Below are 22,988 nucleotides of genomic sequence, written 5' to 3' on the forward strand. Positions count from 1 at the left end.
AAGGCATGACCGCGACAGCCGTTCCTGGCCTGGAAAGGCATATGCTGGTCTGGCTTGACGAAGCCGGCTGGAACGCCGCACAGGCGACCACGGAGCCGCAGCCGAAGATGGCCTTCCGGCTGTGGCAAAGCCAGTCCTGGCCGGTCATCGTGCGGCGTGCCGACACCAACGCGGCATCGGACGAGATCTGTCTTGGATTACCTTTACCACCCGACGAAGACAGTGGCGAGAAGGTACGCATTTCTCTGCGCGCGCTTGCGGCGCATATCATCAAAGCGACGTCCGCGATTGAACTGGTTTCCGTCGTACGCTCCTTATCAGGTCCCCTGCGCGCACCGCTCGCCGCGTTACAACAAGATGCGGCGGGCATGCATTTGCGCGTCTACGGTTCGCTGGCGATGGAGGCCATCACCGGCCTACCCTATGTATCGTCGACATCGGATGTCGACATCCTGTTTCACCCGACCAGCCGGCGACAGCTGGAGAACGGCGTGGCGGTACTGTCCCGCCACGCCGCGCTGCTGCCGCTCGACGGCGAGATCGTTTTTCCCGGCGGCGCTGCCGTATCGTGGAAGGAGTGGCAGATGGCGATCGACCATCCGGCCAAGGTGATCGTCAAGGAGCTGCATGCGGCGCGCCTGGCCGATACCGCGTCGCTACTGGCGTTACTGGAGCCGTCTTGATGCGTGCCGCCAGCCTCGCATCCGTTCCGCGCGCGCGCATTCCCCACGCGGCGCCACGACAGCTAAACGCTCCGACGCGACAACGCTTCGCCCGGGAGATCGCGCGGCTTGCCGTCGGCAGCCTGTACACCGAACTATGCCTCTACCCGAAACCGGGACTGGTGTCGCTGGTCGATTCGGGCAGCCATAGCGACATGAACGCGGCCACCTTCATGCGCAGCCTGTTCTCGCTGCGCCACTATTTCAGGAACATCTGCCTGGCGGGATTGGACGACGCGCCTTTCTCTCAATTGAAGCAACTTGGCATCGCGGCGGAAAAGGCGATGTTGAAGGCGACGCGAGGCGTCAACACCCATCGCGGCGCCATCTTCAGCCTTGGTCTGCTGTGCGCGGCGGCGGGCCGCGCGCGCGCGCAAGGCACACCGATGACGCCGGCCGCACTGCGCGCCACCATGCTGATACGCTGGGGCGAGGAACTGGCGATGCACGCCAGCGCGCCATCCACACGGGCAGCGGCGACCAGCAACGGCCTGCGCGTGGCGGTGCAATACGCGGCAAGCGGCGCGCGGGAGGAAGGCGCGCTTGGCCTGCCGTCGGTATTCGAGATCGGCGTGCCTGCCTTGCAGGCCACGCGCGCACGCGGCGCCACGATGACGATGGCCCGCATCGACGCGCTGTTCGCGTTGATGGCGCACATCAGCGACAGCAACGTCTATCACCGCGCCGGTCCGCAAGGCGCGCAGACGGTACGAACACACGCGCAGCGATTCCTTGACGCCGGCGGCACCGCGAACGCCGACTGGCTCGGACAGGCGCTGGCCAGCCATCAGGTATTTGTGCAGCGGCGCCTGTCGCCAGGCGGCGCCGCCGACTTGCTGGCGGCAAGCTGCCTTGTGCAATCCATCGCCGCGCTGGACGCGGACAGGCGGTAGCGATGTCATACGGCGCCCAATCACGTCTGCTGCTGCTCTGCCCCGGCCAGGGCGGGCAGCATGCGCAAATGTTCGACCTGGCGCGCACCAGCGCCAGCGCGGCCGCCCTGCTCGACGGCCTGTCCGCCGCAATGCCGCAGGTTTTCAATGGAGCGGACATTTACGCCAACAGCAACGCGCAGCCGCTGATCGTGGCCGCGACCCTGGGCATGTGGGAAGCGGTCCGGGAGTTCGCGCCGCCGCCAGCGCTGGTGGCCGGGTACAGCATCGGCGAATTGTCGGCGTATGGCGTGGCCGGCGCATTCACCGCCGCGACGGCGGCCGGGCTGGCGGCACAACGCGCGCAACTGATGGACGCGTGCCTGGCGGCGCATCCGGGCCAGGCGTTGCTGGCACTATCTGGTCTGAGCTCAAAACGGCTCGAAGAACTGGCGACGTCGCACGCTTTTCACATCAGCATAGAAACCGGCGACGACGCCTGTATCGCCGGCGGTTCGCTTCAAACAGCGCAGGCGCTGGAGGCGGCCGTCATCGCGGCGGGCGGACGGTGCACGCGGCTGCCGGTCGAAGTGGCATCGCACACGCCGTTCTTGCGCGAAGCCGTGCGGCCGTTCTCGGAACTGTTGCGGCAAGCCGAATTCGGACCGATGACCGCGCCCGTGCTGGCCGGGATCAGTGCGACGGCTGTCGATAGCAAAGAGCAGGCGGTGGACCTGCTATCGCGCCAGATGGCCGAAAAAATCCGCTGGCTCGCGTGCATGGACGCCTGCGCCGAAGCCGGCATCACCTACGCGCTGGAATTGGGACCCGGATCGGCGCTGACGAAAATGCTGCAAGCGCGGCACCCACACATCAACACCCGATCGATCGCCGATTTCCGCACCCTGGACGGCATCCGGAAATGGCTGGGCCGCGCTGCCGACTAACCGTTAAAACACGTAGGGCGGATTAGCGAAGCGTAATCGGCCATGCATGCGCCGTCGGCGACTCAAACATGGCCGATTACGGCGTTCCGCCTAATCCGCCCTACGTGTATCCGTGGTCACTCGTAATTACCGGCGATTGTTCTGCGTCGCCCACGCGACGATGTTGGACGCGTCCATCGCGCCCGGCTGGCGCGCGATTTCCCGCCCGCCCCTGAACAACGCCAGCGTCGGAATGCTGCGGATCGCGTAGCGCGCCGACAAATCCTGCGCCTCTTCGGTATTCACCTTGACGACACGGAATTGCGGCTCCAGCCGCTGGGTCGCCTGCGCGTAGAACGGCGCCATCGTGCGGCATGGACCGCACCACGGCGCCCAGAAGTCCACCAGCACCGGAATATCGCTGCGTTCGATATGCTTGACGAAGCGCGCACTCGACAGATCGACCGGCTGGCCCGTGAACAGCGCGCGCTGGCACTTGCCGCACACGGGCTCGCCCGACAGCCTGGCGGCGGGCACGCGGTTGACCGCGTCGCAATGTGGGCAAACAATATGCAGCGATTCCGGCTGCGCGGTGGTGGAAGTCGTCATACCCTATCTCCAGACAGCATAAGCTGGCCATGATAAAGCATGAGCGAAAAAAATGCCGCGCGCGGCGATCCCGATCCCGCACACGGCAAATCTCGTCTTATTTTGGTGCAACCGGTATCAAGTTTCCTTGCGGGCTCCGGCTTGCTTGCTACCCTGGGCGGCCGCATGCGCCGCCGTTTGTGCTTGTGATGCGTGACCGCCTTGCATGCTGCCCGCCGGGCCTTCGGCGCCGTTCTGGCCGGCGCTCTGCAGCGACTGGCTGCCACGCACTTCGGTGCCGCGCGACTGGCGCGAACCGTCATACTGGCTCATGAATGGATCGGTGAACTTGCTGACCGCGTCCTGCTGGTTGCGCAGCGTTTTTTCCGTCTCCTCGGACGTCACACGCGCCACCTCATCGGCCAGGGCCCGCGCGGTGCGGCTGGTTTCCTGTACGTGCTCTTCGGCCACTTTGGACAGGTCAACCTGGGTGTCGGCGGCGATACGCGACAGGTGCTGCTGGTAGGCGCGCAGCTTTTCGGCCGCCGGCTGGGCGTGCGCCGCGGCTGCGGCCATCGCCTCGGTCGGGCGATTCGCGGTGATGAATTTCTGGCCGCTCATCGTGCTTTCCTCCAGCATGGTTTGCGCCAGTTGGATATTGAGGTCGCTGTATTGTTGAACGGTACGGAACAAGGATTTCGACATGTCGTTGAAGAACGACAACTGCGCTTCCAGATGGGTTCTGGCGGCTGGGGTGACTGACTGGGAAAATGGATACATAAGTATGCCTCGAAAAGAAAATAAAAGGTGGCCTTGAAGTCTAGCGATGGTGTCGATCCGGTCTTCGACGACGCGTCTGCAGCGCGAATGCCAAGGCTACGTCAGCCCGACCCGCGCTATATGATCTAGATCAAAGGTGCACCGATCCGCGTTCTCGACAAACGGACCGCCTGTTTTGCTCTCGGTCAGCAAAAATGCTACCGGCCAATGACAAGCCGCAACCTCCGGGCGATAAAAAAAGGGCCGGCCCAGCACAAGCTGAACCGGCCCCGTCGGCCGCTATGAGGCTACAGCCTTACTTGAACAATACCGATGCCTTCTGCACCGTGATCGAGATACCGATGGCCATCGGGATGCCCACGGCCAGCCAGCCGAAAGCGACCGCGATCGGGCTGGTGGTGCCGCCCGCCGCCGCGGCCGCGCCGGTCGATGCGGCCGCGTCGCGCTCGTGCGCCAGCTTCTTCTCGGCCGCCAGTTCGGCGTCGGTCATGAAGTGCTTGTCGGCGATCGGACGCACCAGCAGGTTGCACACCAGGCCGACCAGCAGCAGGCCCGCCAGCACATACATGGTGAAGTCGTAGGCTTGGGCCTTCGGCACGCCGTTGGCGATCTGGTACTCGCGCACGTAGTTGACCAGGATCGGGCCGAACACGCCGGCGGCGGCCCACGCCGTCAGCAGTCGGCCGTGGATGGCGCCGACCATCTGCGTGCCGAACAAGTCGGCCAGGTAGGCCGGCACGGTGGCGAAGCCGCCGCCGTACATCGACAGGATGATGCAGAAGAAGCCGACGAACAGGGCCAGATGGCCGCCGTGCGCCATCGACGGGATCGACGCGTACAGCGTGAAGCCCAGCACGAAGAAGATACCGTAGGTGACTTTACGGCCCAGGAAGTCCGAGCACGACGCCCACACGAAACGGCCGCCGATATTAAACAGCGACAGAAGACCGGTGAAGCCGGCGGCGATGGCGGCGATCTGGCCTTTCTGCGCCAGCGTCAACTCGTTGAACGCGGTCGTCACGCCCAGCAGTTGGCCGCCGAAGATCTCCTGCAGCAGCGGCGAGGCCATGCCGAGGATGCCGATACCGGCCGTCACGTTCAGGCACAGCACCAGCCACACCAGCCAGAATTGCGGGATGCCCCACACCTTGCTGGCGTGGACGTGGCGGGTGGTGATCATGGCGTTGGCGTTGGTCGCCGGCGGCGTCCAGCCGGCCGGTTTCCAGCCGGTGGCCGGCACGCGGTACGACAGCGCGCCCGCCATCATGAAGACGAAGTAAATCGCCGCCATGGCCAGGAAGGTTTGCCAGACGCCGACGCCGCCGGCGGTGGCGAAGTGCTTCATCAGCATGTCGGCCAGCGGTGCGCCGATCATCGCGCCGCCGCCGAAGCCCATGATGGCCATGCCGGTCGCCATGCCGCGACGGTCCGGGAACCATTTGATCAGGGTCGACACCGGCGAGATGTAGCCGAGACCCAGGCCGATACCGCCGATCACGCCGGAACCGATCCACATCAGCCAGATCTGGTGGTGGTAGACGCCCAGCGCCGAAATCACCAAACCGCCGCACCAGCACAGCGCCGACACCACGCCCGCTTTACGCGGACCGGCGTGTTCCAGCCAGCCGCCGAACAGCCACGCGGACAGGCCGAGGAAGACGAAGAACATCGTGTACATCCAGCCGAGCATCGAGATCTGCCAGTCGCAGGTCGACGACAGGATGCGGGCCATCAGATCCATCTCGGCCGCGCAGGCCAGCGGCTCGGTGACGCCGACGGCGCGCGACAGCGGCAGCCAGAACACCGAGAAACCGTAGGCCATGCCGATGCAAAGGTGGATCGCCAAGGCCGCCGGCGGAACCAGCCAGCGGTTGAAGCCGGAACCGGCTATCGTGCGGTCCTTTTCCAGAAAATCAAAAAACGCCATGTTTACTACTCCCCTGATTATTTCTTAAAACCAACTAAAGGGCGCAGAGTAGCATAGAAACAGCGGTTTCTAAACCAGTATCTTGTCTAACGGTCCAGTAAACGTACATCTCGGCAATAAATCAGCTAAACTGGAGGCTATTTCCTCAAGGTAATAATAAACCGCCAACTACCATGTCGATATCCGCACTCCACACCGCTGCCTCGGGCCTGCAGGCCAGCGTCGGCGCCTTGGCCAACAGCGCCCACTCGGTCGCCAACATGGGCACCGCCGGCTTCCAACCCGCGCGCGCCACGTTCCAGGAGGCCTCTCCGGCCGGCGGCGGGGTCACGCTATCGGTCCAGGGACGGCAAATGCAATCGTCGGAAGCCAGCGGCACCGACTTCGCCACCGAAACCACCAACTCGCTGGTCTACAAGGCGCAGTTCGACCTGTCGGCCAAAGTGATACAGGCCGCCGACGAAAACCTCGGCACGCTGATCGACATCAAAGCTTGACAGGGTCTGGCCGAATCGGCACATTGGGGACTTCCGAGAGGGAGACCATGACAAGAGACCAGAAAACCCCGGCGCGGGCCGGATGAACAGGATAGGCGCCAACGCCGATATCGACGTCGAGCAGGTGCTGACATCGCTGCCGGACCGCATCAGCGGCATTCCGCGCCGCTGGGCCGCGCGCGCGCCGGACGCGCCGGCGCTGCACGACGGCCGGCGGCAATGGAGCTACGCGCAACTGGCGGCGGCGGTCGACCAAACTTCCGCGCTGCTGCGCCGGCTCGATGTGCGCGCCGGCGACCGCCTGATGGTGGTTGGCGAGAATTGCGTCGCGCAAGTGGTGCTGACCTTCGCCGCCGCCGACATCGACGCCTGGATCGTCCACGTCAACAGCCGCCTCTCCGCGCCCGAGGTGGACCAGATCCTCGACCACAGCGGCGCGCGGCGCGTGATCTACACATCGATACCCGCCTCCCCTGAAACAACGGCCCACGGCCGGCGCCACGGCGCCGAACCGGCGCAGCCGCCCTTCGACGACGTACCCTGGATGATAGGCGCGCTCAATACAGGCGCAGCGCGGGAAGCGCGGCATGCCTCGTCCGACCGCCAGGTGGCGGCGCTGATCTACACCACCGGCACCACCGGCAATCCCAAGGGCGTGATGCTCACGCACCGCAACCTCTTGTTCATCGCCGCCATTTCGAGTACGCTGCGCGGCCTGACGCCGGACGACCGCGCCTACGGGGTGCTGCCGATCACGCACGTCTACGGACTGGCCTCGGTGATGCTGGGAACCCTGTACGCGGGCGCCTGCCTGTATCTGTGCCCGCGCTTCACGCCCGACGCGCTGATCGCGGCGATCCGCGACGACGGCCTGACCATCCTGCAGGGCGTGCCGGCGATGTATGCGCGCCTGCTGGAAAAGCTGGGGACCGGCGACGGCCGGCCGCGCCGATTGAATAACCGGCTGCGTTTCGCCTATGCCGGCGGCTCGCCGCTGTCGCCCAGCCTGAAAACGCAGGTCGAGGATCTGCTGGGCGTCGCGCTTCACAACGGCTACGGCATGACAGAAACCTCGCCGACGGTGAGCCAGACGCGCCTGGACGCGCCGCGCGGCGACGCCTCGGTCGGCACCGCGATTCCGGGCGTGGAGGTGCGCGTGGTCGACCAGGCGGGCGCCGATGTGGCATCGGGCGCGGACGGCGAGCTATGGGTGCGCGGCCCGAACGTCATGCTGGGCTACTACCGCGAGCCGGAGATGACGGCGGCGGCGATGCGGCCGGACGGCTGGATCAACACCGGCGACATGGCGCGCCGGGACGCCGACGGCGCGCTGTTCATCGTCGGCCGCACCAAGGAGCTGATCATCCGCTCCGGCTTCAACGTCTATCCGCTGGAAGTGGAGACGGTGTTGAACGCCCATCCGGCGGTGACGCAATCGGCGGTGGTGGGCCGCGACGCCGGTGCCGGCGACGGCAACGAGGAGGTGGTCGCCTTCGTCGAACTCGATCCGCGCCACAGCGGTTCGACCGCGGAGTTGACCATGGAGTTACAGCAGTACCTGGCGGGCCGGCTGTCGCCTTACAAATGCCCGTCGGAGATCATCGCGATGCAAACACTGCCAGCGGCAACGACCGGCAAGATCCTGAAAGGACGGCTGCGGCAACTGGCACAAAAATAACTCGAAAGGTGGAGACAGTCATGGAAAAACTAATAATGGCCGCGTCACTGATGTTGGCGATGGTGGCGGTCCGCGCCAACGCGGAGGAATTCATCGTCGGCGCGCAGCTGCCGCTGACCGGGACCCTGGCGCGGGTGGGCGCGGGCATGCAGGAAGGCGTGATGGTCGCCGCCGATGTTTTCAACAAGGGCAACGGCAAACACAAAATCAAGATCGTCACCATCGACGACGAATCGGCGCCGGCCAAGGCGGTGGCGGCGGTCGAGAAGCTGGCCAGCGAGGGCGCGATCGCCATCACCGGCGGCTACGGCTCCAACAACATCTCCCCCGCCTCCGACGCGGCCAATAAACTGGGGCTGCCCTACATCACCTCCGGTGGCGTCGACGATAACCTCGTCAACAGCGGCCGCAAGAATTTTTTCCGCATCAATAACACCGCCGGCTATGAAAAAGCCGTCCTGGGCACGCTGGCCGACATGGGCGCGAAGAGCGTGTCCATCGTCTTCTCCACCAAGGAAGCCACCTCCGACCTGGCCAACTCGGTGCAAAAGGCGCTGGCGGCGAAGGGTGTAAAAGCGACGGCGCATTCGTTCGACCCGGCCATCACCGACTTCAAGCCGATCGTCAACAAGATCCGGCTGCAGGACAAGTCCGAAGTGATACTGATGGTCGGCTACGAGAACGACTACGTCGGCATCCTGCGCGCGGCGCGCGTGCTCAAGCCGCCCGTCAAGGCGCTGATCGGCGTGTGGTCGCTGGCGACGCCCAAGATGGCGGCCGAATTCCCCGACCTGATGCCCAATGTGTACGGCACCGCGCTGCTGCCCTTCCCCGCCACCTTCGACACGGCCGATGGCAAGGCTTTCGCCGCCGCCTACAAGGCCTTGTACAAGAAGGAGCCGGACTACCTGGGCCAGTTCGGCTACGTGCAATCGATGCTGCTGTTCGAGGCCATCGCCCGCGCCGCCGACAAGGGCACGGTCAAGAAAGGCGGCGTCGCCGAGGAGCTGCGCAAGACCGACCGCGAAACGCTGATCGGCCGCGTGCAGTTCGGCGCCAACGGCGACAACCTGAACTTCGTCCACCGCATGGCCCAGCACCAGGGCAAGAACATCGTCATTGTCTGGCCGGCGTCCACCGCCACCGGCAAGATGATCTATCCGGGCAAGCCGTGGTAAACGCGCACCTGGATCGCGGCCCATGACCGACCTGATACTGCAGGCGCTGTATTCCGGCCTGCTCCAGGGCGGCTCCTACGCGCTGATCGCGCTGGGACTGGCGCTGGTGTTCGGCACCATGCGGGTGATCAACCTCGCCCACGGGGAGCTGGTGCTGCTGGCGGCCTACATCGCCTACACGGTGGAATCGGCCCTGGGACTCAATCCCGCGTGGGCGATTCCGATCGCCGTGGTCGTCGTCAGCCTGACGTCGGCCGGCGTGTACGGCATCGTCAGCCGCATCCGCAAGGACCGCGAGATCAATTCGCTGCTGCTCACCTTCGGCATCGGCGTGATCATGACCAACCTGATCCTGCTGGTCTGGAAGGCGGATGTGCGCTCCACCAGTTCCAGCTGGCTGCAGGAGGCGTTTGTCGTCGGGCCGCTGTACAGCATGCGCGGCGAGGCGGTGTTCTTCGTCGTCAGCCTGCTGCTGATGGGCGGCTTGTGGTGGTGGCTGTCGCGCAGCTGGTATGGCCGCGCGCTGCGCGCCGTCTCCAGCAACCGCGAGGCGGCCAAGTTGATGGGCATTGCGCCGGCGCGCACGGAGCTGGTGTCCTTCATCGTCGCCGGCATGCTGGCCGGATTCGCCGGCGTCGCGCTGTACAGCTATGGCGTGATCCAGCCGGCGTACGGCGGCGCGCTGACCGTCAAGGCCTTCATCATCACCGTGCTGGCCGGCGTGGGCTCGATCCCCGGCGTGCTGCTCGGCGCCGTGCTGCTTGGCGTGGCCGAAGCGCTGACCGTCACCCTGGCCAGTTCCGCCCTGCAGGAGCTGGCCGGCATGATGCTGTTCCTGCTGGTGCTTTTCGTAATGCCGAATGGCCTGATGGGCGCGAGCCGGAGGCGCGGATGAACGGCCGCCTCGCGCCGTCACGCGGCTGGCCGCTGTTCGTCGCGCTGCTGGCCGTCGGCTACGGCGCCGTTCCGCTGCTGTTCGGCGCCAACCAATACATTATGAGTATGGTCGTCGCGGCGCTGGTGATCGGCTGCGTGGCGCTGTCGTGGGCCTTGCTGGGCAATCTGGGCGGCATGGTCAGCTTCGGCCACAGCGCCTTCTTCGGCGTCGGCGCCTATGTCTCGGCCATTATCACGCTCAAGGCCGGACTGCCGGTGCCGGCCGGGATGGCGCTGGGCGGCGCCGGCGCGGTGGTCGCCTCGCTGGCGATGCTACCGGTATTGCGCCTGCGCGGCCCCTACTTCGCGCTGGCGATCCTGGCGTACGCCCATATCTTCCGCATCGTCGCCACCGAATGGACGTCGGTCACTGGCGGCTCCGGCGGTATCGGCAACATCCCGGTACTACCCACGCCGCTACCGAACATGTTCGGCGTCGACATGGGTGGCAAGACCGGCGCCTATCTGGTCATCCTCACCATCGTACTGCTGTTCGCGCTGGCCTATCGCGCCATCCGCGCCAGCCATTACGGGCTCGCCCTGCGCGCCATGCACGACAGCGAGGACGCCACCCGCGTGGTTGGCGTCAACAGCACGCTGCTCAAGGGCCTGATGTTGATGGTGTCGGCCTTCATGGCCGGCGTGGCGGGCGCTTTCAACGCCCACTACCTGAATTTCCTCGAACCGGATTACGCCTTCAACGGCGTCTGGGTGACGTTGCCCATCGTCGCCGCCATCTTCGGCGGCTACCGCACCATCGCCGGACCGGTGATCGGCGCGCTAGTGGTGTATCTGCTCGATCAACTGGTATTCAAGGCGCTAATCCCCACCGGGCATCAACTGGTGCTGGGCGGCCTGCTCGTCGCGATGATCATCTTCAGTCCCACCGGCCTGCTGCCGCTGCTATCGTCACCGCGCAAGCCCGCTTCCAAGCCAGGAAGGAACGACCATGCTTGAACTGAACAACCTCTCGGTGCGCTTCGGCGGCCTGACGGCGGTCAACAACGTGACACTCAATGTCGGCACCGGAGACGTGGTCGGACTGGTCGGCCCCAACGGCGCCGGCAAGACCACACTCTTCAACGCCATCTCGGGACTGGTGCGCACGACCGGCGGCAGCATTCGTTTCGACCGTCATGACGTGCTGCGCACGCCCATGTACCGGCGCGCGCGGCTGGGCATCGGCCGCACCTTCCAGGTGCCGCAGCCGATGCATGAACTGACGGTGCGCGAGAACCTGGTCGTGGCCCAGCGCTTTGGCGCCGACAAGATCGACACGCGGCAGATCGACGAAATCCTGGAGTTCACCAGCCTGACCGACAAGGCCGCCCGCGACGCCTCCACCGAATTGTCGCTGACGGAATTGAAAGCGCTGGAAGTGGCCAAGGCGCTGGCGACGTCGCCCAAGCTGCTGCTGCTCGACGAAGTGCTGGCCGGACTGGAGACCACCGGCAAGCGCCGCTTCATGGAGATGCTCAGGGAGATGCACACGCGTTTTGGCGTCGGCATCGTCATGATCGAGCACGATATCGAGACCATCAGCGCCCTGTGCGCGCGGGTGGTGGTGCTCAATTTCGGCCAGTTGATCGCCGATGGCGCGCCGGATGCCGTCTTCCGCGATCCCGAGGTGATGCGCAGCTACACGGGGACCACAGCTGGAGCCAGCAATGCTTGAACTGGACCGGGTGCGCGCCGGTTATGGCGCCATCAACGTGTTGTGGGATGTGTCGATGCGCGCGCGGGCCGGCGAGCTGACGGCCATCATCGGTCCGAATGGCGCCGGCAAGACCACCTTGCTGCGCACGATCATGGGACTGCTGCCGGCGAACGGCGGCGAGATCCGCCTCGATGGCGGGCGTTTGAACGGCACGCCGACCTGGCATATGGCCAACCATGGCGTGGCGCTGATCACCGAGGACCGTTTGACCTTCCGCGACATGAGCGTGGAGGAGAATCTGATCATGGGGGCTTATCATCCGTCGCATCGGGCGCATGTCAAGGCGCGGCTGGAGAAGTCGTACCTGATGTTTCCGCGCCTGCGGGAACGGCGCGCGCAGTTGGCCGGTTCACTGTCGGGTGGCGAGGCGCAGATGCTGGCGATGGCGCGGGCGTTGATGTCCGAGCCGCGTTTGCTGATTGTCGACGAGCCGTCGCTGGGACTGGCGCCGGTGATCGTCAACGAGGTGTTCGAGACGCTGGAGCGGCTCAAGGCTGGCGGACGTACCATTATCCTGGTCGAGCAGAACACGGAACGGGCGATTGGCATTGCCGATCATGTTTATCTGATGCAGAGCGGGAAGGTCGTGCTGTCGCAGCGCGCGGCCGAGGTGAGCCTCGATCGGGTGAACGAGCTGTATTTCGCGCGGTGAAATAAGCTTCGCTCCAGAGACACGTAGGGCGGATTAGGCGGAACGCCGTAATCCGCCATCTATGAGCCGCCGACTGTGCATGCATTGGCGGATTACGCTTCGCTAATCCGCCCTACGTGTTTCCGGTGTTTTTTTGTGGGTCCCGGGCCGACTTTTCATTGGGCGACGGCCCTTATACGTGCTGAAAAATCCTCGGCTTTATCGGCGGCGCGTGCGCGGTCGGTGACGTGCGCGTTGCGGCGCAGCGTCTCGAAGTCCTGCCCGCCCGCCAACGCGCCGATATCGAACAAATACCGGTCCAGATACCCCGACGCCAACAAACGCCAATCGAACGGCAGCCCCGGATCGATCCGGCGCGCCATCTCGAAAATGATGGTGGTGCAGTTGGCCGTCAGCGTATTGTAGAAACGCGGCTCGCGCTTGAGCTTTGCGCCTTCGTCCAGATACGCCAGGAACAAGGAGCGCATCGCCTCTGGCGGCATCTTCAACCGGTACAAATACATGTCCTCGTCGCGAACGTTGGTGCGCACGCGCAGGATGTCGCGCTCGTCGGCGGCGACCAGCACCGTCTCGAACCCCTTGAAGAACCCGGCGACCGCGTCGAAGCTCTCGCCGCGCTGCTTGCGGATCTCGATCGAAAAGGTCAGATAGCGGCCGTCCGCGAAGCCGAACGACACCAGCGTGTGCGCGATCGCGGGCCCCATCCAATAAGACATCGCCACATCGACCGAACGCAGTTGGTCCAGGTCGTAGCTGCGCGCCTCCCACCGCTGCGTGTAGTCGGTATCGCTACGCCAGTCGAAATTGCGCACCTGGTCCAGGGTGACGACGCCGCCTTGCACCCGGCCGGTGACCATGCGCGACACATCGTCGGCCCACACGCGGTCGTGCGTCGGCTGCAAGGTGCTCCACCACGCCATCAGCGCGATCATCGCGACCAGCCAGGGCAGCGCCACGCGCGCATCGCGCTTGCGCCACCACAGCACCAGCGTGACGACGGCGCAAACGCCCCACACCACCACCGCCGGCAAGCGCAGGGCCGGCAGCTGAAACCACAGCGCCAGGCCACCCCAGACGGCCAATATCGACAGCACGACCGACGCCAGCACGCGCGCGACCACAAGCAGATTATTTTTATTCATGCCCAATTATATGGGCTGCCGCTTCAATCCTCGCGTTCGTCTTTGCCGCTGCCGCAACCGATCTGGACGCATATCAGTTTTACTGCAATACTCAATACCACGCCGATTATTCCGATAAGCTCCAACATGGCGGTTCCGTAAATGAAGAAGAGACGCTTCACTTTAACGGCGCCGCCCCGTTCGGGCCAATATCAAATACGGCGGCCATCTATCTCGAAACGGCATACACGGTGATATCGCTTAAACAGTTCAAGTACTTCGTTGAGATCGTCGAGGCGGGAAGTTATTCGCGCGCCGCCGAAAAGCTGTACATCGCCCAATCGGCGCTGAGCCGCCAGATCAAGGAACTGGAAGACGAGCTGCAAACGCAACTGCTGACGCGCGACTCCCGCCATATCGAGCTGACGCCGGCCGGCCAGCTGTTCTTCGAACGCGGCAAGCGCATCCTCGACGACATCGACGACACGGTGGTGCAAGCGCGCCAGGTCGGCCTCGGCGCGCGCGGCGTGATCCGGCTGCAGCATTCGAGCTCGGTGATCCTGACGCCAACGCTGACCGGCGCCATCGCACGGCTGCTCGAGCTGTCCCCGGGCGTGACCCTGGAGGTATCGATGGCGCCGTCGGACAGCCAGACCCTCGATATCGAGGAAGGCCGCGCCGACATCGGCCTGATCCGCCTGCCCACCTTGCGCAAATATCCGCACATCCATGTGCGGCAAGTGTCGACCGAGCGGCTGATGGTGGCCGTGTCGCACAACTCGCCGCTGGCCGCGCTCGACAACGTCGAACTGGCCAGCCTGAGCAAGGAAAAATTCATTTCGATACCGCACAAGGACCGGGGCGGCCTGAGCTACCTGGTCGCCAACCTGTGCCTGGAACAGGGTTTCTTTCCGATACCGGCCCGGGCGCTGTCGCGCAAATCGTCGCAGCTGAGCCTGATCGCGGCCGGCCTGGGCATCGCCATCGTGCCGGAGTGTATGCGGTTGATGGCGCCGGACGGCGTGTGTTTCGTGCCACTGGCAAACGGCAAGCTGCTGTCGTCGGTCGGCCTGGTTTGCCTGCGCGAGGCCGATCCCCTGGTGGCCCGGTTCGCCGACGGCCTGCTCGACCTCGTGACAACCGACAGTTGTAAGGATTTGTGAACCGGGCGACCGTCGACGCCGGTGTATGGCACACTGGCATCATGCCAACAGTAAATGAGGGACAGCATGAGTGCCGGGCCGGACGATAAGGACATCATAGACGTACCGCCAGAAGACGTGCACGTGCAGGAAACGCCGCATCGCCGCGCCAGCGACCACGAGCGCCGCTCCACGCGTCCCGAGGTTGGCACGCCCCGCTATCTCGACCCGGGCGACAACGTCTTCAGCCTGTGGGGCCGGGTCATCATGGCGCGCTACCGCCGGGTTGCCGCCTCGGTCACGCGCCACATCATTCAACGGCCGCTGCACATCGGCGTGTCGGCGCGGATTTTCCACCCGGAAGCCGGCGCCACCGGCCTGCGCAGCAAGAACCTGCAGTATCTGGAGGAATCGATCGCGCAATGGGTCATGTCGCGCGACGTGCTGGTGTTCATGATCCCGACCGTCAATACCGACGGGCTGCTGCACCCTTCCAACATCCGCCTGCGCGACTACGCGCGCCACCTTGACGGCCTGGTGCTGCAGGGCGGCGCCGACGTCTCGCCGCAGAGTTACTCGGAAACGCCGACCCGGCCCGAATGGGGCGGCGACCGCGCGCGCGACATGTACGAGCTGGAGTTGTTGCACGAGTTCGTCGAGGCCGGCAAGCCGGTGCTGGGGATTTGCCGTGGATGCCAGCTGATCAATGTGGCCTTCGGCGGCACCTTGTATCAGGACATCGCCTCGGACGTGCCCGATTCGCTGGCGCACGTGAACGACGAGTATGACAGGAACCGGCATGAGATCAGTTTTCCGGCCGGGTCGTCGTTGAGCAAGCTGTTCAAGGGGCATCAGACCGGGTTGGTCAATTCCATCCACCATCAGGCCGTCAAGACCCTTGGCCGCGACATGGTGGTGGAGGCGTTGTCGGTGCCGGACAATATGGTGGAGGCGATCCGGTATCGCAAGGCGCCGTTTGTGATGGGCTTGCAGTGGCACCCGGAGTTTCACAGCGCCGGCGGCGTGGAGCTGCTCGATTGCACCGGCATCCTGGATAACTTCCTGCGCGTGGCGCGCGAGACGCGGTTTTAGCATCGAAATTGACGCCCGCTTGACCACGGAGACACGTAGGGCGGATTAGGCGGAACGCCGTAATCGGCCATGCATGCGCTGTCGGCGACGCATGCATGGCCGATTACGCTTCGCTAATCCGCCCTACGGGTTTCACGGGTTTCACGGGTGTAACGTGAACAGCACCGTTATCGGCCACGGAATCGGTGGATCGCCGCGTCGACCATCCCCTCGGCGCTACCGCTGCGATCGAACTGCTGCCGCAGATAATGCGCGTCGCTGCCCTCGTGCGTAACCTGCATCAGATGCTGCAAGCCCGCCGTGGCGCCCAGCTTGGCGCCATACGGCTCCATCTTGCGCAGCGTGGTCAAAATATCCTCGCGCAGCGACAAACTGTCGTAACTCTTCGGATGCACCAACGTGCCATCCAAACCGAAACGGCAAGCCTGGAAGCGGTTGTAGTTATACACCAGATAGTCATCCTCGGCCGGCGCCTCTTCCCGGCGCTCCAGCAGATAGCTGCACAGCGATTGTAGATACACCGCCAGCGCCGCCGCCCGCTCCACCGTCAGCGGCGTGTCGCACACGCGCAGCTCGATGGTGCCGAATTCCGGCTTGGGACGAATGTCCCAGTAAAAGTCCTTCATGCTCTTGATCACGCCAGTGTGTTCCATCTTGGCGAAGTACTCGTTCTCGAAGGCGGCCCAGTTCTGCACGAACGGCGCGCGTCCACTCATCGGAAACGCGAACACCGAATTCAGACGCGCGGAATTGAACAAGGTGTCGTTCCCCTGCACATACGGCGACGATGACGACAACGCGATAAAGTGCGGCACGTAGCGGCTGAGCGAATGCAGCAGGAACAGCGCGTCGTCGCCGTTGGCGCAGCCGATGTGCACGTGCTGGCCGAAGATCGTGAACTGCTTGGCCAGATAGCCGTACAACTCCGACACTTCCTTGAAGCGCGGCTTGGAGAAGATCTTCCGGTCCGACCATTTCTGGAACGGGTGCGTGCCGCCGCCGCAGATGCCGATGTTCAGCTGCTCGCCGGCGGTGACCAGGGTATCGCGGATCAGCTGCAACTGCGCCACCAGTTCGGTGTGATTGGTGTGCACGTCGCTGTTAATCTCGATCATGCTCTCGGTGATCTCCGGCGTGACGTTGCCGGGGAACGGCTTGCGTCCCAACAGGTGCAACAGATCCGGGCTGGACGCCGTCAAGTCGTAATCCGAAAGGCTGATCAGCTGAAGCTCGAGCTCCACCCCCATCGTCAGTGGTTGCGATGTGTTGAATGGTTCTAATGGCATTTACTTTTCCTCCTTGACCTGGGTCTCATTGGCCCAGATCAGCGCACGTTGCGTGACGATCGGTCCGACCACTTCCAGCAGCAGCGTCATCGCCGCCAGCGCCGCCAGTTCGTCGACCAGCACGATCCCCATGTATTTGGTTTGTTCGAGCAGCAGCGTGACGAACACCGACATCGGCGCCAGCGCGACGCCGGTCAGCACGCCCTTGCGCCACGAGATGCCGCCCACCTTGGCGAACAGCGCCACGCTGGCCGTCTTGACCAGGAAGCGCGCCAGCAGCAGCACGATGCCGAGGCCGGCGCCGTCGACCACGCGCTCCCACTCCAGCGTGGAGACGGCGAACACGAACAGCAGCACCGTCAACAATTCGCCGATGCCGCCGAAATTGCGTTCGGTGCGGCTGAAGGCGACGCGGCTATGGCGCGCGGCCAGGCCGAAGGTCAACGTGGCCAGCACCGGCGATACATCGAAGGCGCCGGCGCCGGCGACCAGCAGCACCACGCCAAGCGCGAAGGCGACGGTGCCGTCCTGCGCCAGCGCGCCGAGGCGGCGCAGCAAGGCCGGCACCATAAAGCCCATCACCGCGCCCATGACAGCCGACACCACCAGTTCGATCAGGCTGTGCGAGATCGCCTGCGGCAGGCTGCCCGAGGTCTGGAACACCCAGAAGCCCACCACCACTTTGAACACGAACACCGCCAGCACGCAATTGATCGCGACCAGGTGGAGCACGCGCTCGGTGACCTGGCCGGAGCTGTTCTGCTCATTGATCACGCGCAGCACGCCGGCCGGCGATGTGGACATGGCCAAGGACGCGAGCAGCAGCGACGTCAGCGACGGCATGCCGGTGAGATAAGCGATGAAATAGACGACGGCGAAAGTGGCCGCCGATTCCGCCAGGCCGCTGACCGCGATCCAGGGATTAATCCTGAGCCAGCGCAGATTGATGCGATAACCGAATTCGAACAGTATCAGTCCGAAAGCCAGATTGGCCAAGGTGGTGATGGTGCTCGACGCGCCGCTGCTCAACGCGGCCGGGAAGGCCTGCGCCAGCAAAAATCCGACGATGCCGTAAACGCTGATGCGAGGCAGCTTAGTCCAGCGATGCAGGAATTCTCCCGACAGCCAAGCCAGCGCGATCGCGAACGGCCAGCCCAAATCGGCCATGATGACCTGAATATCCGGCATGTACTTCTCCTCTGTAAACCATACATCGATTATTATGGCCGATAAACCGCACCACGACTGTTCGCTAGGGAACATAGGAAAAACACATGCTTGAACTAATCAGTGAACACGCCTGCTTCGGCGGCACCCAGCGTTTCTACCGCCACGACTCGCGCGAGATCGGCCTGCCGATGCGCTTTTCCGTCTTCATTCCCGCGCGTGCCGATGGCGCCGGTAGTGCGGATCACGACCATGCCCGCATGCCGGCGCTGTTCTATCTCGCGGGACTGACCTGCAACGAAGAGACCTTCATGATCAAGGCCGGCGCGCAGCGCGCGGCGGCGCAGGCGGGGCTGATCCTCATCGCGCCCGACACCAGCCCGCGCGGCGCGGGTGTCGCCGGTGAAGCGGACAGCTGGGATTTCGGCGTCGGCGCCGGCTTCTATCTGGACGCCACGCGGGAGCCATGGTCGCGGCACTACCGGATGTACAGCTACATCCACGAACTGCGCGAACTGGTGGTAAAAGAGCTGCCGGTCGACGGCGCGCGCCTGGGCATCTTCGGCCATTCGATGGGTGGCCACGGCGCGCTGACGATGGCGCTGAAACGGCCGGACGTATTCCGCTCGGTGTCGGCGTTCGCGCCGATCGCGGCGCCGTCGAAGTGCCCGTGGGGCCACAAGGCATTCAGCGGCTACCTCGGCGACGACAAGTCCACGTGGGCGCAGTACGACGCCAGTCTATTGATGGCCGATCTGAAAACACCCTTCCCCGCCGGTATCCTGATCGACCAGGGATTGGGCGATAAATTCCTGGCCGAGCAGCTGCACCCGGAGGCGTTCGAGGAAGCCTGCCGCGGCGCCGCGCAGCCGCTGGAACTGCGGCGGCACGCGCGCTACGACCATGGCTACTACTTCATCTCGACGTTCATGGAAGACCACATCCGCTTCCATGCCCGCAACCTCGCTACAGTTTGATTTCGGTTCCGAGCACGCGCAGGAACTGGCCGAGCCACGCCGGGTGCGCAGGCCACGCCGGCGCGGTGACGAAGTTACCGTCGGTGACCGCCTGGTCGACCGGGATGTCGGCGTATTCGCCGCCGGCGAGTTTGACTTCCGGCGAGCAGGCCGGATAGCACGAGATCTTCTTGCCGCGTATGACCTCCGCCGCCGCCAGCAGTTGCGCGCCGTGGCACACGGCCGCTATCGGCTTGGTCGCGGCCGCGAACTCCTGGACGATGGCGATCACGCGCGGATTGAGGCGCAGGTACTCGGGCGCGCGGCCGCCGGCGATCATCAGCGCATCGTATCTGGCCACGTCGACGTCGTCGAAACTGGCGTTGAGCGCGAACAGGTGGCCCGGCTTTTCGGTGTAGGTCTGGTCGCCTTCGAAATCGTGAATCGCGGTCTTGATGGTGTCGCCGGACTTCTTGCCGGGGCAGACCGCGTCCACCGTATGCCCAACCATCTGCAGCGCCTGGAACGGCACCATGGTCTCGTAGTCTTCCGCAAAATCGCCAGTCAGAAACAAAATTTTCTTAGCTGCCACGGTATGTCCTTTCGAGAACGGGTTGTAAAGAAAAAGGGCCGCGACGTCGCCGTCACGGCCCTTCGATACTACCCTGATTTGTTCGCGGACGCCGACGCCGGCACTTAAGCGGCGGCGGCCCCGGTGGCCTTGGCGATCACGGTGCGGATGGTACCGGCCAAATCCTCGGCCGAGAACTTGGCCACGTACGCGTCGGCGCCCACGCCCTTGACGTGATCCTCGTTGGTCTTGCCCGACAACGAGGAGTGGATCACCACCGGAATCTTGGAGAAGCGCGCGTCCTGCTTGATCAGGCGCGTGAGCGTGAAGCCGTCCATTTCCGGCATCTCCAGATCGGTCAGCACCATGGCCACGCGGTCGGTGATGGCCACGCCTTCGGCCTTGGCGCCGTCGGCGATATGCTGCAGGCGCTCCCACGCCTCCTTGCCCGACTTGGTCATGATGAAGTGCACGCCCATCGCATCGAGACCTTTTTCGATCAGGTTGCGCGCGACCACCGAATCGTCGGCCGCCAGGATCACTGCGCCCGGTTTCAACAGCACTTTCGGGCCGATGGTTTCCGGGTCGATGTCCTTGCCCTCGGGCGGCACCAGCTCGCGCAAAATGGTTTCGACGTCGAGCACTTGCGCCAGGCGGGTGTTCTGCACGTCGCCGTCGACGCGCGCGATACTGGTGACTTTGCCGCCGGCCGTGCCTTCGGCGGTCAGCACCTGGCTCCAGTCCAGACGCACGATTTCATCCACCGATTCGACCGCGAACGCCTGCGTGGTGCGCGCGAATTCGGTGACCAACATGATATTCAGACCGGTTTTCGGGGTCACGCCCACGATGCCCGGCAAATCGAGCACCGTAATGATTTGACCGCGCAGATTGACGACGCCCAGCATATGTGGCGGGGACCCGGCCACCGCTGTCACTTCCGGCATCGCGACGATCTCGCGGATTTTGAAGACATTAATACCAAACAACTCGGAGTGTTGACCGTTGGCGTCGCCGCCCAAACGGAACAGCAGCAGTTCGAACTTGTTGGAATTTGTTAAATTACTGCGCTCATCCACTTCCTGCTGAACTGATTTCATAGATTCGTCTCCACGGGGTCCGCTGATAGGAAAAGGCCCACTGCGGGCCTAGCTTCCATTGCGTTTCCAGTATAGCGGGAGCAACACGCTTGCGTCACATTTTGGACTCAGGATATTGATTTAAAGCACGATATACAACGGTTGCGAGACAAAACATTGCCAATAAAAAAAGAAACCTCAAGGGTTTCTTTTTAGTAGTAAATCCGCACCGCCGTGCGGGGATATCGGAGTTTGAATCTGGAATTCTGGAGCGGGAGAAGAGTCTCGAACTCTCGACCTCAACCTTGGCAAGGTTGCGCTCTACCAACTGAGCTACTCCCGCGTGGAGAGGCCAGATTATGACAGAAAGATCCCCGCCTGACCAGTGCTCGCGGCCAACTTTTTCCAGAACGGGCAATAGTGTAAGCTTGATAGCGATTTGCAATGGAAAAGGATGGGAATGGATTCGATCGAAGTCGTGTTGGCGATGTTGTTGGCGGTGGTGGCCAGTGCCTATATCAAGCGGCTGCTGCCGCCGGCGATCCCGCTGCCGTTGGTGCAGATCGCGCTGGGCGCGCTGATCGCCGCCAAATCGTCGCACGGCGTGGACCTGGAACCGGAACTGTTCTTCCTCGCCTTCCTGCCGCCGCTGCTGTTCCTCGACGGCTGGCGCATTCCCAAGAGCGGCCTGCTGCGCGACAAGGGCACCATCCTGGAACTGGCGCTCGGCCTGGTGATCTTCACCGTCGTCGGCGCCGGCTTCCTGATCCACTGGCTGATTCCGGCGATGCCGCTGCCGGTCGCCTTCGCGCTGGCGGCCATCATCTCGCCGACCGATCCGATCGCCGTCAGCTCGATCGCCTCCAACACGCCCATCCCCAAACGCCTGATGCACATCCTGGAGGGCGAATCGCTGCTCAACGACGCCAGCGGCCTGGTGTGCTTCCGCTTCGCCGTCGCCGCCGCGATGACCGGCAGCTTCTCGGTCGGCACCGCCGCCCTCACCTTTGCCTGGCTGGTGGTGGCCGGCATCGGCGCCGGCGTGGGCGTGACGCTGGCCGTGACGTGGGCGCAACGCTGGCTGTCGCGCCGCTTCGGCGAACCGGTAGGCTCGCCGATCCTGGTCAACCTGCTGCTGCCGTTCGGCGCCTACCTGGTGGCCGAGCGCCTGCACGGCTCGGGCATCCTGGCCGCCGTCGCCGCCGGCGTGACGATGAGCTACGTGGAATTGAGCGGCCACGCGCTGGCCAACACCCGCATCCAGCGGTCGGCCGTGTGGGACACGGTGCAGTTCGCGCTCAACGGCGTGATGTTCGTGCTGCTCGGCGAGCAGTTGCCGGACATCTTCCGTGGCGCCAGCCTGTCGATCATGGAAAGCGGTCGCCTGAATCCCTGGTGGCTGCTGATCTACGCCTTCGCCATCACCGCCGGCCTGCTGGTGCTGCGCATGGCTTGGGTGTGGGCCTCGCTGCGGCTGACCATCTTCAAGCAGAAAATCCGCCACGAGGAGCGCCAGAAGATCAATCCGCGCCTGCTGCTGGCGACCACCCTGGCAGGCGCGCGCGGCACCATCACCCTGGCCGGCGTGCTGACCTTGCCGCTGGCCTTGCCCAACGGCGCCCCCTTCCCGGCGCGCGCGCTGGTCATTTTCCTGGCCTGCTCGGTGATCCTGATTTCGCTGCTGACCGCCAGCATCGCCCTGCCCCGCCTGTTGGCCGGCATGACCTTCCCGGCCGAGCCGGAGGAGCAGCAGGAAGAAGACCTGGCGCGCCGCGAAGCGGCCAATGCGGCCATCAAAGCCATCGAGAAAACGCAGGTCTCGCTGATGGCAGCGGAAACCTGCATAGACCCGGAGGTCTATCCCCAGGCGGCGGCGCGTGTGATCGCGTTCTACGAGCATAGACTCAATGAGGTCGACCGGGATGACGACTCGGAGTGGCGCAAGACAGACCATGCCGAGAACGAGCTGCGGCTCGCGGCGCTGGCGGCCGAACGGCGTGCGGTCTTCGATCTGGCCCGCACCGACCGCATTTCCGATGCGATCTCGCGCAAGCTGGTACGCGAGATCGACTTGATGGAAACGCGTTACCGCTAAGACAAG

Annotated in this window: 22 protein-coding genes and 1 tRNA gene; 14 read left to right on the plus strand and 9 right to left on the minus strand. The window is 64.2% G+C overall.

Features of this window, described 5'->3' with window-relative positions:
* The first annotated feature begins 5 nt into the window (after positions 1–5).
* The 3 genes from mdcG to AC07P1_RS19575 are packed head-to-tail and all read left to right on the plus strand — an operon-like array spanning position 6 to position 2,541.
* The gene (mdcG, locus tag AC07P1_RS19565) at positions 6–683 is read left to right on the plus strand and encodes a malonate decarboxylase holo-[acyl-carrier-protein] synthase (protein ID WP_494697377.1); all 678 of its coding nucleotides are present in this window, start codon (positions 6–8) and stop codon (positions 681–683) included.
* Complete coding sequence (gene mdcB / locus AC07P1_RS19570; RefSeq protein ID WP_494697378.1) at positions 683–1,615, plus strand: triphosphoribosyl-dephospho-CoA synthase MdcB; 933 nt, start codon at positions 683–685, stop codon at positions 1,613–1,615. Before mdcG ends, mdcB begins: the two co-directional genes overlap by 1 nt.
* 2 nt (positions 1,616–1,617) lie before the next feature.
* Positions 1,618–2,541: an ACP S-malonyltransferase gene (locus AC07P1_RS19575; protein ID WP_494697379.1), complete on the plus strand. Its 924-nt coding sequence runs from the start codon at positions 1,618–1,620 to the stop codon at positions 2,539–2,541.
* Between the two features lie 126 nt (positions 2,542–2,667).
* On the opposite strand, the gene trxC is transcribed toward AC07P1_RS19575, so the two are convergent.
* The 3 genes from trxC to AC07P1_RS19590 all read right to left on the minus strand — a co-directional run bounded on the left by trxC (position 2,668) and on the right by AC07P1_RS19590 (position 5,815).
* Entirely contained in the window at positions 2,668–3,129 is a 462-nt protein-coding gene (gene trxC, locus AC07P1_RS19580; protein ID WP_494697380.1) for a thioredoxin TrxC, read from the minus strand.
* A gap of 117 nt (positions 3,130–3,246) precedes the next feature.
* Positions 3,247–3,888 carry a phasin family protein gene (locus AC07P1_RS19585; protein ID WP_494697381.1) on the minus strand — a complete coding sequence of 214 codons (642 nt, stop codon included), beginning with the start codon at positions 3,886–3,888 and terminating at the stop codon, positions 3,247–3,249.
* A 295-nt stretch (positions 3,889–4,183) separates the two neighbouring features.
* Entirely contained in the window at positions 4,184–5,815 is a 1,632-nt protein-coding gene (locus AC07P1_RS19590) for an OFA family MFS transporter (protein ID WP_494697382.1), read from the minus strand.
* Between the two features lie 173 nt (positions 5,816–5,988).
* Between AC07P1_RS19590 and AC07P1_RS19595 the strand changes: the two genes are divergently transcribed.
* The 7 genes from AC07P1_RS19595 to AC07P1_RS19625 all read left to right on the plus strand — a co-directional run bounded on the left by AC07P1_RS19595 (position 5,989) and on the right by AC07P1_RS19625 (position 12,473).
* A complete protein-coding gene (locus tag AC07P1_RS19595; protein WP_494697383.1) occupies positions 5,989–6,312 on the plus strand; it encodes a flagellar basal body rod C-terminal domain-containing protein in 324 nt (107 codons plus the stop codon).
* A gap of 82 nt (positions 6,313–6,394) precedes the next feature.
* On the plus strand, positions 6,395–7,990 hold the full coding sequence (locus AC07P1_RS19600) for a class I adenylate-forming enzyme family protein (RefSeq protein ID WP_494697384.1): 1,596 nt from the start codon (positions 6,395–6,397) through the stop codon (positions 7,988–7,990).
* 20 nt (positions 7,991–8,010) lie between these two features.
* On the plus strand, positions 8,011–9,168 hold the full coding sequence (locus AC07P1_RS19605) for an ABC transporter substrate-binding protein (RefSeq protein WP_494697385.1): 1,158 nt from the start codon (positions 8,011–8,013) through the stop codon (positions 9,166–9,168).
* Between the two features lie 22 nt (positions 9,169–9,190).
* Entirely contained in the window at positions 9,191–10,063 is an 873-nt protein-coding gene (locus AC07P1_RS19610; protein WP_494697386.1) for a branched-chain amino acid ABC transporter permease, read from the plus strand.
* Complete coding sequence (locus tag AC07P1_RS19615) at positions 10,060–11,061, plus strand: branched-chain amino acid ABC transporter permease (RefSeq protein WP_494697387.1); 1,002 nt, start codon at positions 10,060–10,062, stop codon at positions 11,059–11,061. Before AC07P1_RS19610 ends, AC07P1_RS19615 begins: the two co-directional genes overlap by 4 nt.
* A complete protein-coding gene (locus AC07P1_RS19620; RefSeq protein WP_494697388.1) occupies positions 11,054–11,779 on the plus strand; it encodes an ABC transporter ATP-binding protein in 726 nt (241 codons plus the stop codon). The genes AC07P1_RS19615 and AC07P1_RS19620 overlap by 8 nt, the downstream gene beginning before the upstream one ends.
* Complete coding sequence (locus AC07P1_RS19625) at positions 11,772–12,473, plus strand: ABC transporter ATP-binding protein (RefSeq protein WP_494697389.1); 702 nt, start codon at positions 11,772–11,774, stop codon at positions 12,471–12,473. The genes AC07P1_RS19620 and AC07P1_RS19625 overlap by 8 nt, the downstream gene beginning before the upstream one ends.
* 155 nt (positions 12,474–12,628) lie before the next feature.
* On the opposite strand, the gene AC07P1_RS19630 is transcribed toward AC07P1_RS19625, so the two are convergent.
* Complete coding sequence (locus AC07P1_RS19630) at positions 12,629–13,615, minus strand: Lnb N-terminal periplasmic domain-containing protein (RefSeq protein WP_494697390.1); 987 nt, start codon at positions 13,613–13,615, stop codon at positions 12,629–12,631.
* A gap of 230 nt (positions 13,616–13,845) precedes the next feature.
* Here AC07P1_RS19630 and AC07P1_RS19635 point away from each other — a divergent pair, with 230 nt between their 5' ends.
* Both AC07P1_RS19635 and AC07P1_RS19640 read left to right on the plus strand, forming a co-directional pair.
* Entirely contained in the window at positions 13,846–14,757 is a 912-nt protein-coding gene (locus AC07P1_RS19635; RefSeq protein WP_494697391.1) for a LysR family transcriptional regulator, read from the plus strand.
* A gap of 66 nt (positions 14,758–14,823) precedes the next feature.
* Complete coding sequence (locus tag AC07P1_RS19640) at positions 14,824–15,828, plus strand: gamma-glutamyl-gamma-aminobutyrate hydrolase family protein (RefSeq protein ID WP_494697392.1); 1,005 nt, start codon at positions 14,824–14,826, stop codon at positions 15,826–15,828.
* Between the two features lie 167 nt (positions 15,829–15,995).
* On the opposite strand, the gene AC07P1_RS19645 is transcribed toward AC07P1_RS19640, so the two are convergent.
* Complete coding sequence (locus tag AC07P1_RS19645) at positions 15,996–17,114, minus strand: YbdK family carboxylate-amine ligase (RefSeq protein ID WP_494697393.1); 1,119 nt, start codon at positions 17,112–17,114, stop codon at positions 15,996–15,998.
* Complete coding sequence (locus tag AC07P1_RS19650) at positions 17,115–18,302, minus strand: cation:proton antiporter (protein ID WP_494697394.1); 1,188 nt, start codon at positions 18,300–18,302, stop codon at positions 17,115–17,117. It lies immediately after the preceding gene.
* An 86-nt stretch (positions 18,303–18,388) separates the two neighbouring features.
* Between AC07P1_RS19650 and fghA the strand changes: the two genes are divergently transcribed.
* Positions 18,389–19,258 (plus strand): S-formylglutathione hydrolase, encoded by an 870-nt coding sequence (gene fghA, locus AC07P1_RS19655; RefSeq protein WP_494697395.1) that lies wholly within the window; start codon positions 18,389–18,391, stop codon positions 19,256–19,258.
* Here the strand turns inward: fghA and AC07P1_RS19660 are convergent.
* The 3 genes from AC07P1_RS19660 to AC07P1_RS19670 form a co-directional block, all read right to left on the minus strand.
* Positions 19,248–19,829 carry a DJ-1/PfpI family protein gene (locus tag AC07P1_RS19660; protein WP_494697396.1) on the minus strand — a complete coding sequence of 194 codons (582 nt, stop codon included), beginning with the start codon at positions 19,827–19,829 and terminating at the stop codon, positions 19,248–19,250. The genes fghA and AC07P1_RS19660 overlap by 11 nt on opposite strands.
* Before the next feature lie 104 nt (positions 19,830–19,933).
* Positions 19,934–20,908, minus strand: a complete 975-nt coding sequence (locus AC07P1_RS19665; RefSeq protein ID WP_494697397.1) for a chemotaxis protein — start codon at positions 20,906–20,908, stop codon at positions 19,934–19,936.
* Between the two features lie 246 nt (positions 20,909–21,154).
* Positions 21,155–21,230 (minus strand) — tRNA-Gly (locus AC07P1_RS19670).
* 117 nt (positions 21,231–21,347) lie between these two features.
* Here AC07P1_RS19670 and AC07P1_RS19675 point away from each other — a divergent pair.
* On the plus strand, positions 21,348–22,982 hold the full coding sequence (locus AC07P1_RS19675) for a Na+/H+ antiporter (RefSeq protein WP_494697398.1): 1,635 nt from the start codon (positions 21,348–21,350) through the stop codon (positions 22,980–22,982).
* Positions 22,983–22,988: the final 6 nt, after the last annotated feature.

The sequence above is a fragment of the Duganella sp. GW821-FHT07F09 genome (genome assembly GCF_059418705.1).

Excerpts from the sequence above, each read along its gene's own strand:
- AC07P1_RS19650 (WP_494697394.1), bottom strand. The coding sequence starts at position 18,302 with ATGCCGGATATTCAGGTCATCATGGCCGATTTGGGCTGGCCGTTCGCG.
- mdcB (WP_494697378.1), top strand. The coding sequence starts at position 683 with ATGCGTGCCGCCAGCCTCGCATCCGTTCCGCGCGCGCGCATTCCCCAC.
- AC07P1_RS19575 (WP_494697379.1), top strand. The coding sequence starts at position 1,618 with ATGTCATACGGCGCCCAATCACGTCTGCTGCTGCTCTGCCCCGGCCAG.
- AC07P1_RS19585 (WP_494697381.1), bottom strand. The coding sequence starts at position 3,888 with ATGTATCCATTTTCCCAGTCAGTCACCCCAGCCGCCAGAACCCATCTG.
- fghA (WP_494697395.1), top strand. The coding sequence starts at position 18,389 with ATGCTTGAACTAATCAGTGAACACGCCTGCTTCGGCGGCACCCAGCGT.
- AC07P1_RS19615 (WP_494697387.1), top strand. The coding sequence starts at position 10,060 with ATGAACGGCCGCCTCGCGCCGTCACGCGGCTGGCCGCTGTTCGTCGCG.
- AC07P1_RS19645 (WP_494697393.1), bottom strand. The coding sequence starts at position 17,114 with ATGCCATTAGAACCATTCAACACATCGCAACCACTGACGATGGGGGTG.
- AC07P1_RS19665 (WP_494697397.1), bottom strand. The coding sequence starts at position 20,908 with ATGAAATCAGTTCAGCAGGAAGTGGATGAGCGCAGTAATTTAACAAAT.
- AC07P1_RS19605 (WP_494697385.1), top strand. The coding sequence starts at position 8,011 with ATGGAAAAACTAATAATGGCCGCGTCACTGATGTTGGCGATGGTGGCG.
- AC07P1_RS19675 (WP_494697398.1), top strand. The coding sequence starts at position 21,348 with ATGGATTCGATCGAAGTCGTGTTGGCGATGTTGTTGGCGGTGGTGGCC.
- AC07P1_RS19620 (WP_494697388.1), top strand. The coding sequence starts at position 11,054 with ATGCTTGAACTGAACAACCTCTCGGTGCGCTTCGGCGGCCTGACGGCG.
- AC07P1_RS19600 (WP_494697384.1), top strand. The coding sequence starts at position 6,395 with ATGAACAGGATAGGCGCCAACGCCGATATCGACGTCGAGCAGGTGCTG.
- AC07P1_RS19630 (WP_494697390.1), bottom strand. The coding sequence starts at position 13,615 with ATGAATAAAAATAATCTGCTTGTGGTCGCGCGCGTGCTGGCGTCGGTC.
- AC07P1_RS19610 (WP_494697386.1), top strand. The coding sequence starts at position 9,191 with ATGACCGACCTGATACTGCAGGCGCTGTATTCCGGCCTGCTCCAGGGC.
- AC07P1_RS19590 (WP_494697382.1), bottom strand. The coding sequence starts at position 5,815 with ATGGCGTTTTTTGATTTTCTGGAAAAGGACCGCACGATAGCCGGTTCC.
- AC07P1_RS19595 (WP_494697383.1), top strand. The coding sequence starts at position 5,989 with ATGTCGATATCCGCACTCCACACCGCTGCCTCGGGCCTGCAGGCCAGC.
- mdcG (WP_494697377.1), top strand. The coding sequence starts at position 6 with ATGACCGCGACAGCCGTTCCTGGCCTGGAAAGGCATATGCTGGTCTGG.
- AC07P1_RS19625 (WP_494697389.1), top strand. The coding sequence starts at position 11,772 with ATGCTTGAACTGGACCGGGTGCGCGCCGGTTATGGCGCCATCAACGTG.
- AC07P1_RS19640 (WP_494697392.1), top strand. The coding sequence starts at position 14,824 with ATGAGTGCCGGGCCGGACGATAAGGACATCATAGACGTACCGCCAGAA.
- trxC (WP_494697380.1), bottom strand. The coding sequence starts at position 3,129 with ATGACGACTTCCACCACCGCGCAGCCGGAATCGCTGCATATTGTTTGC.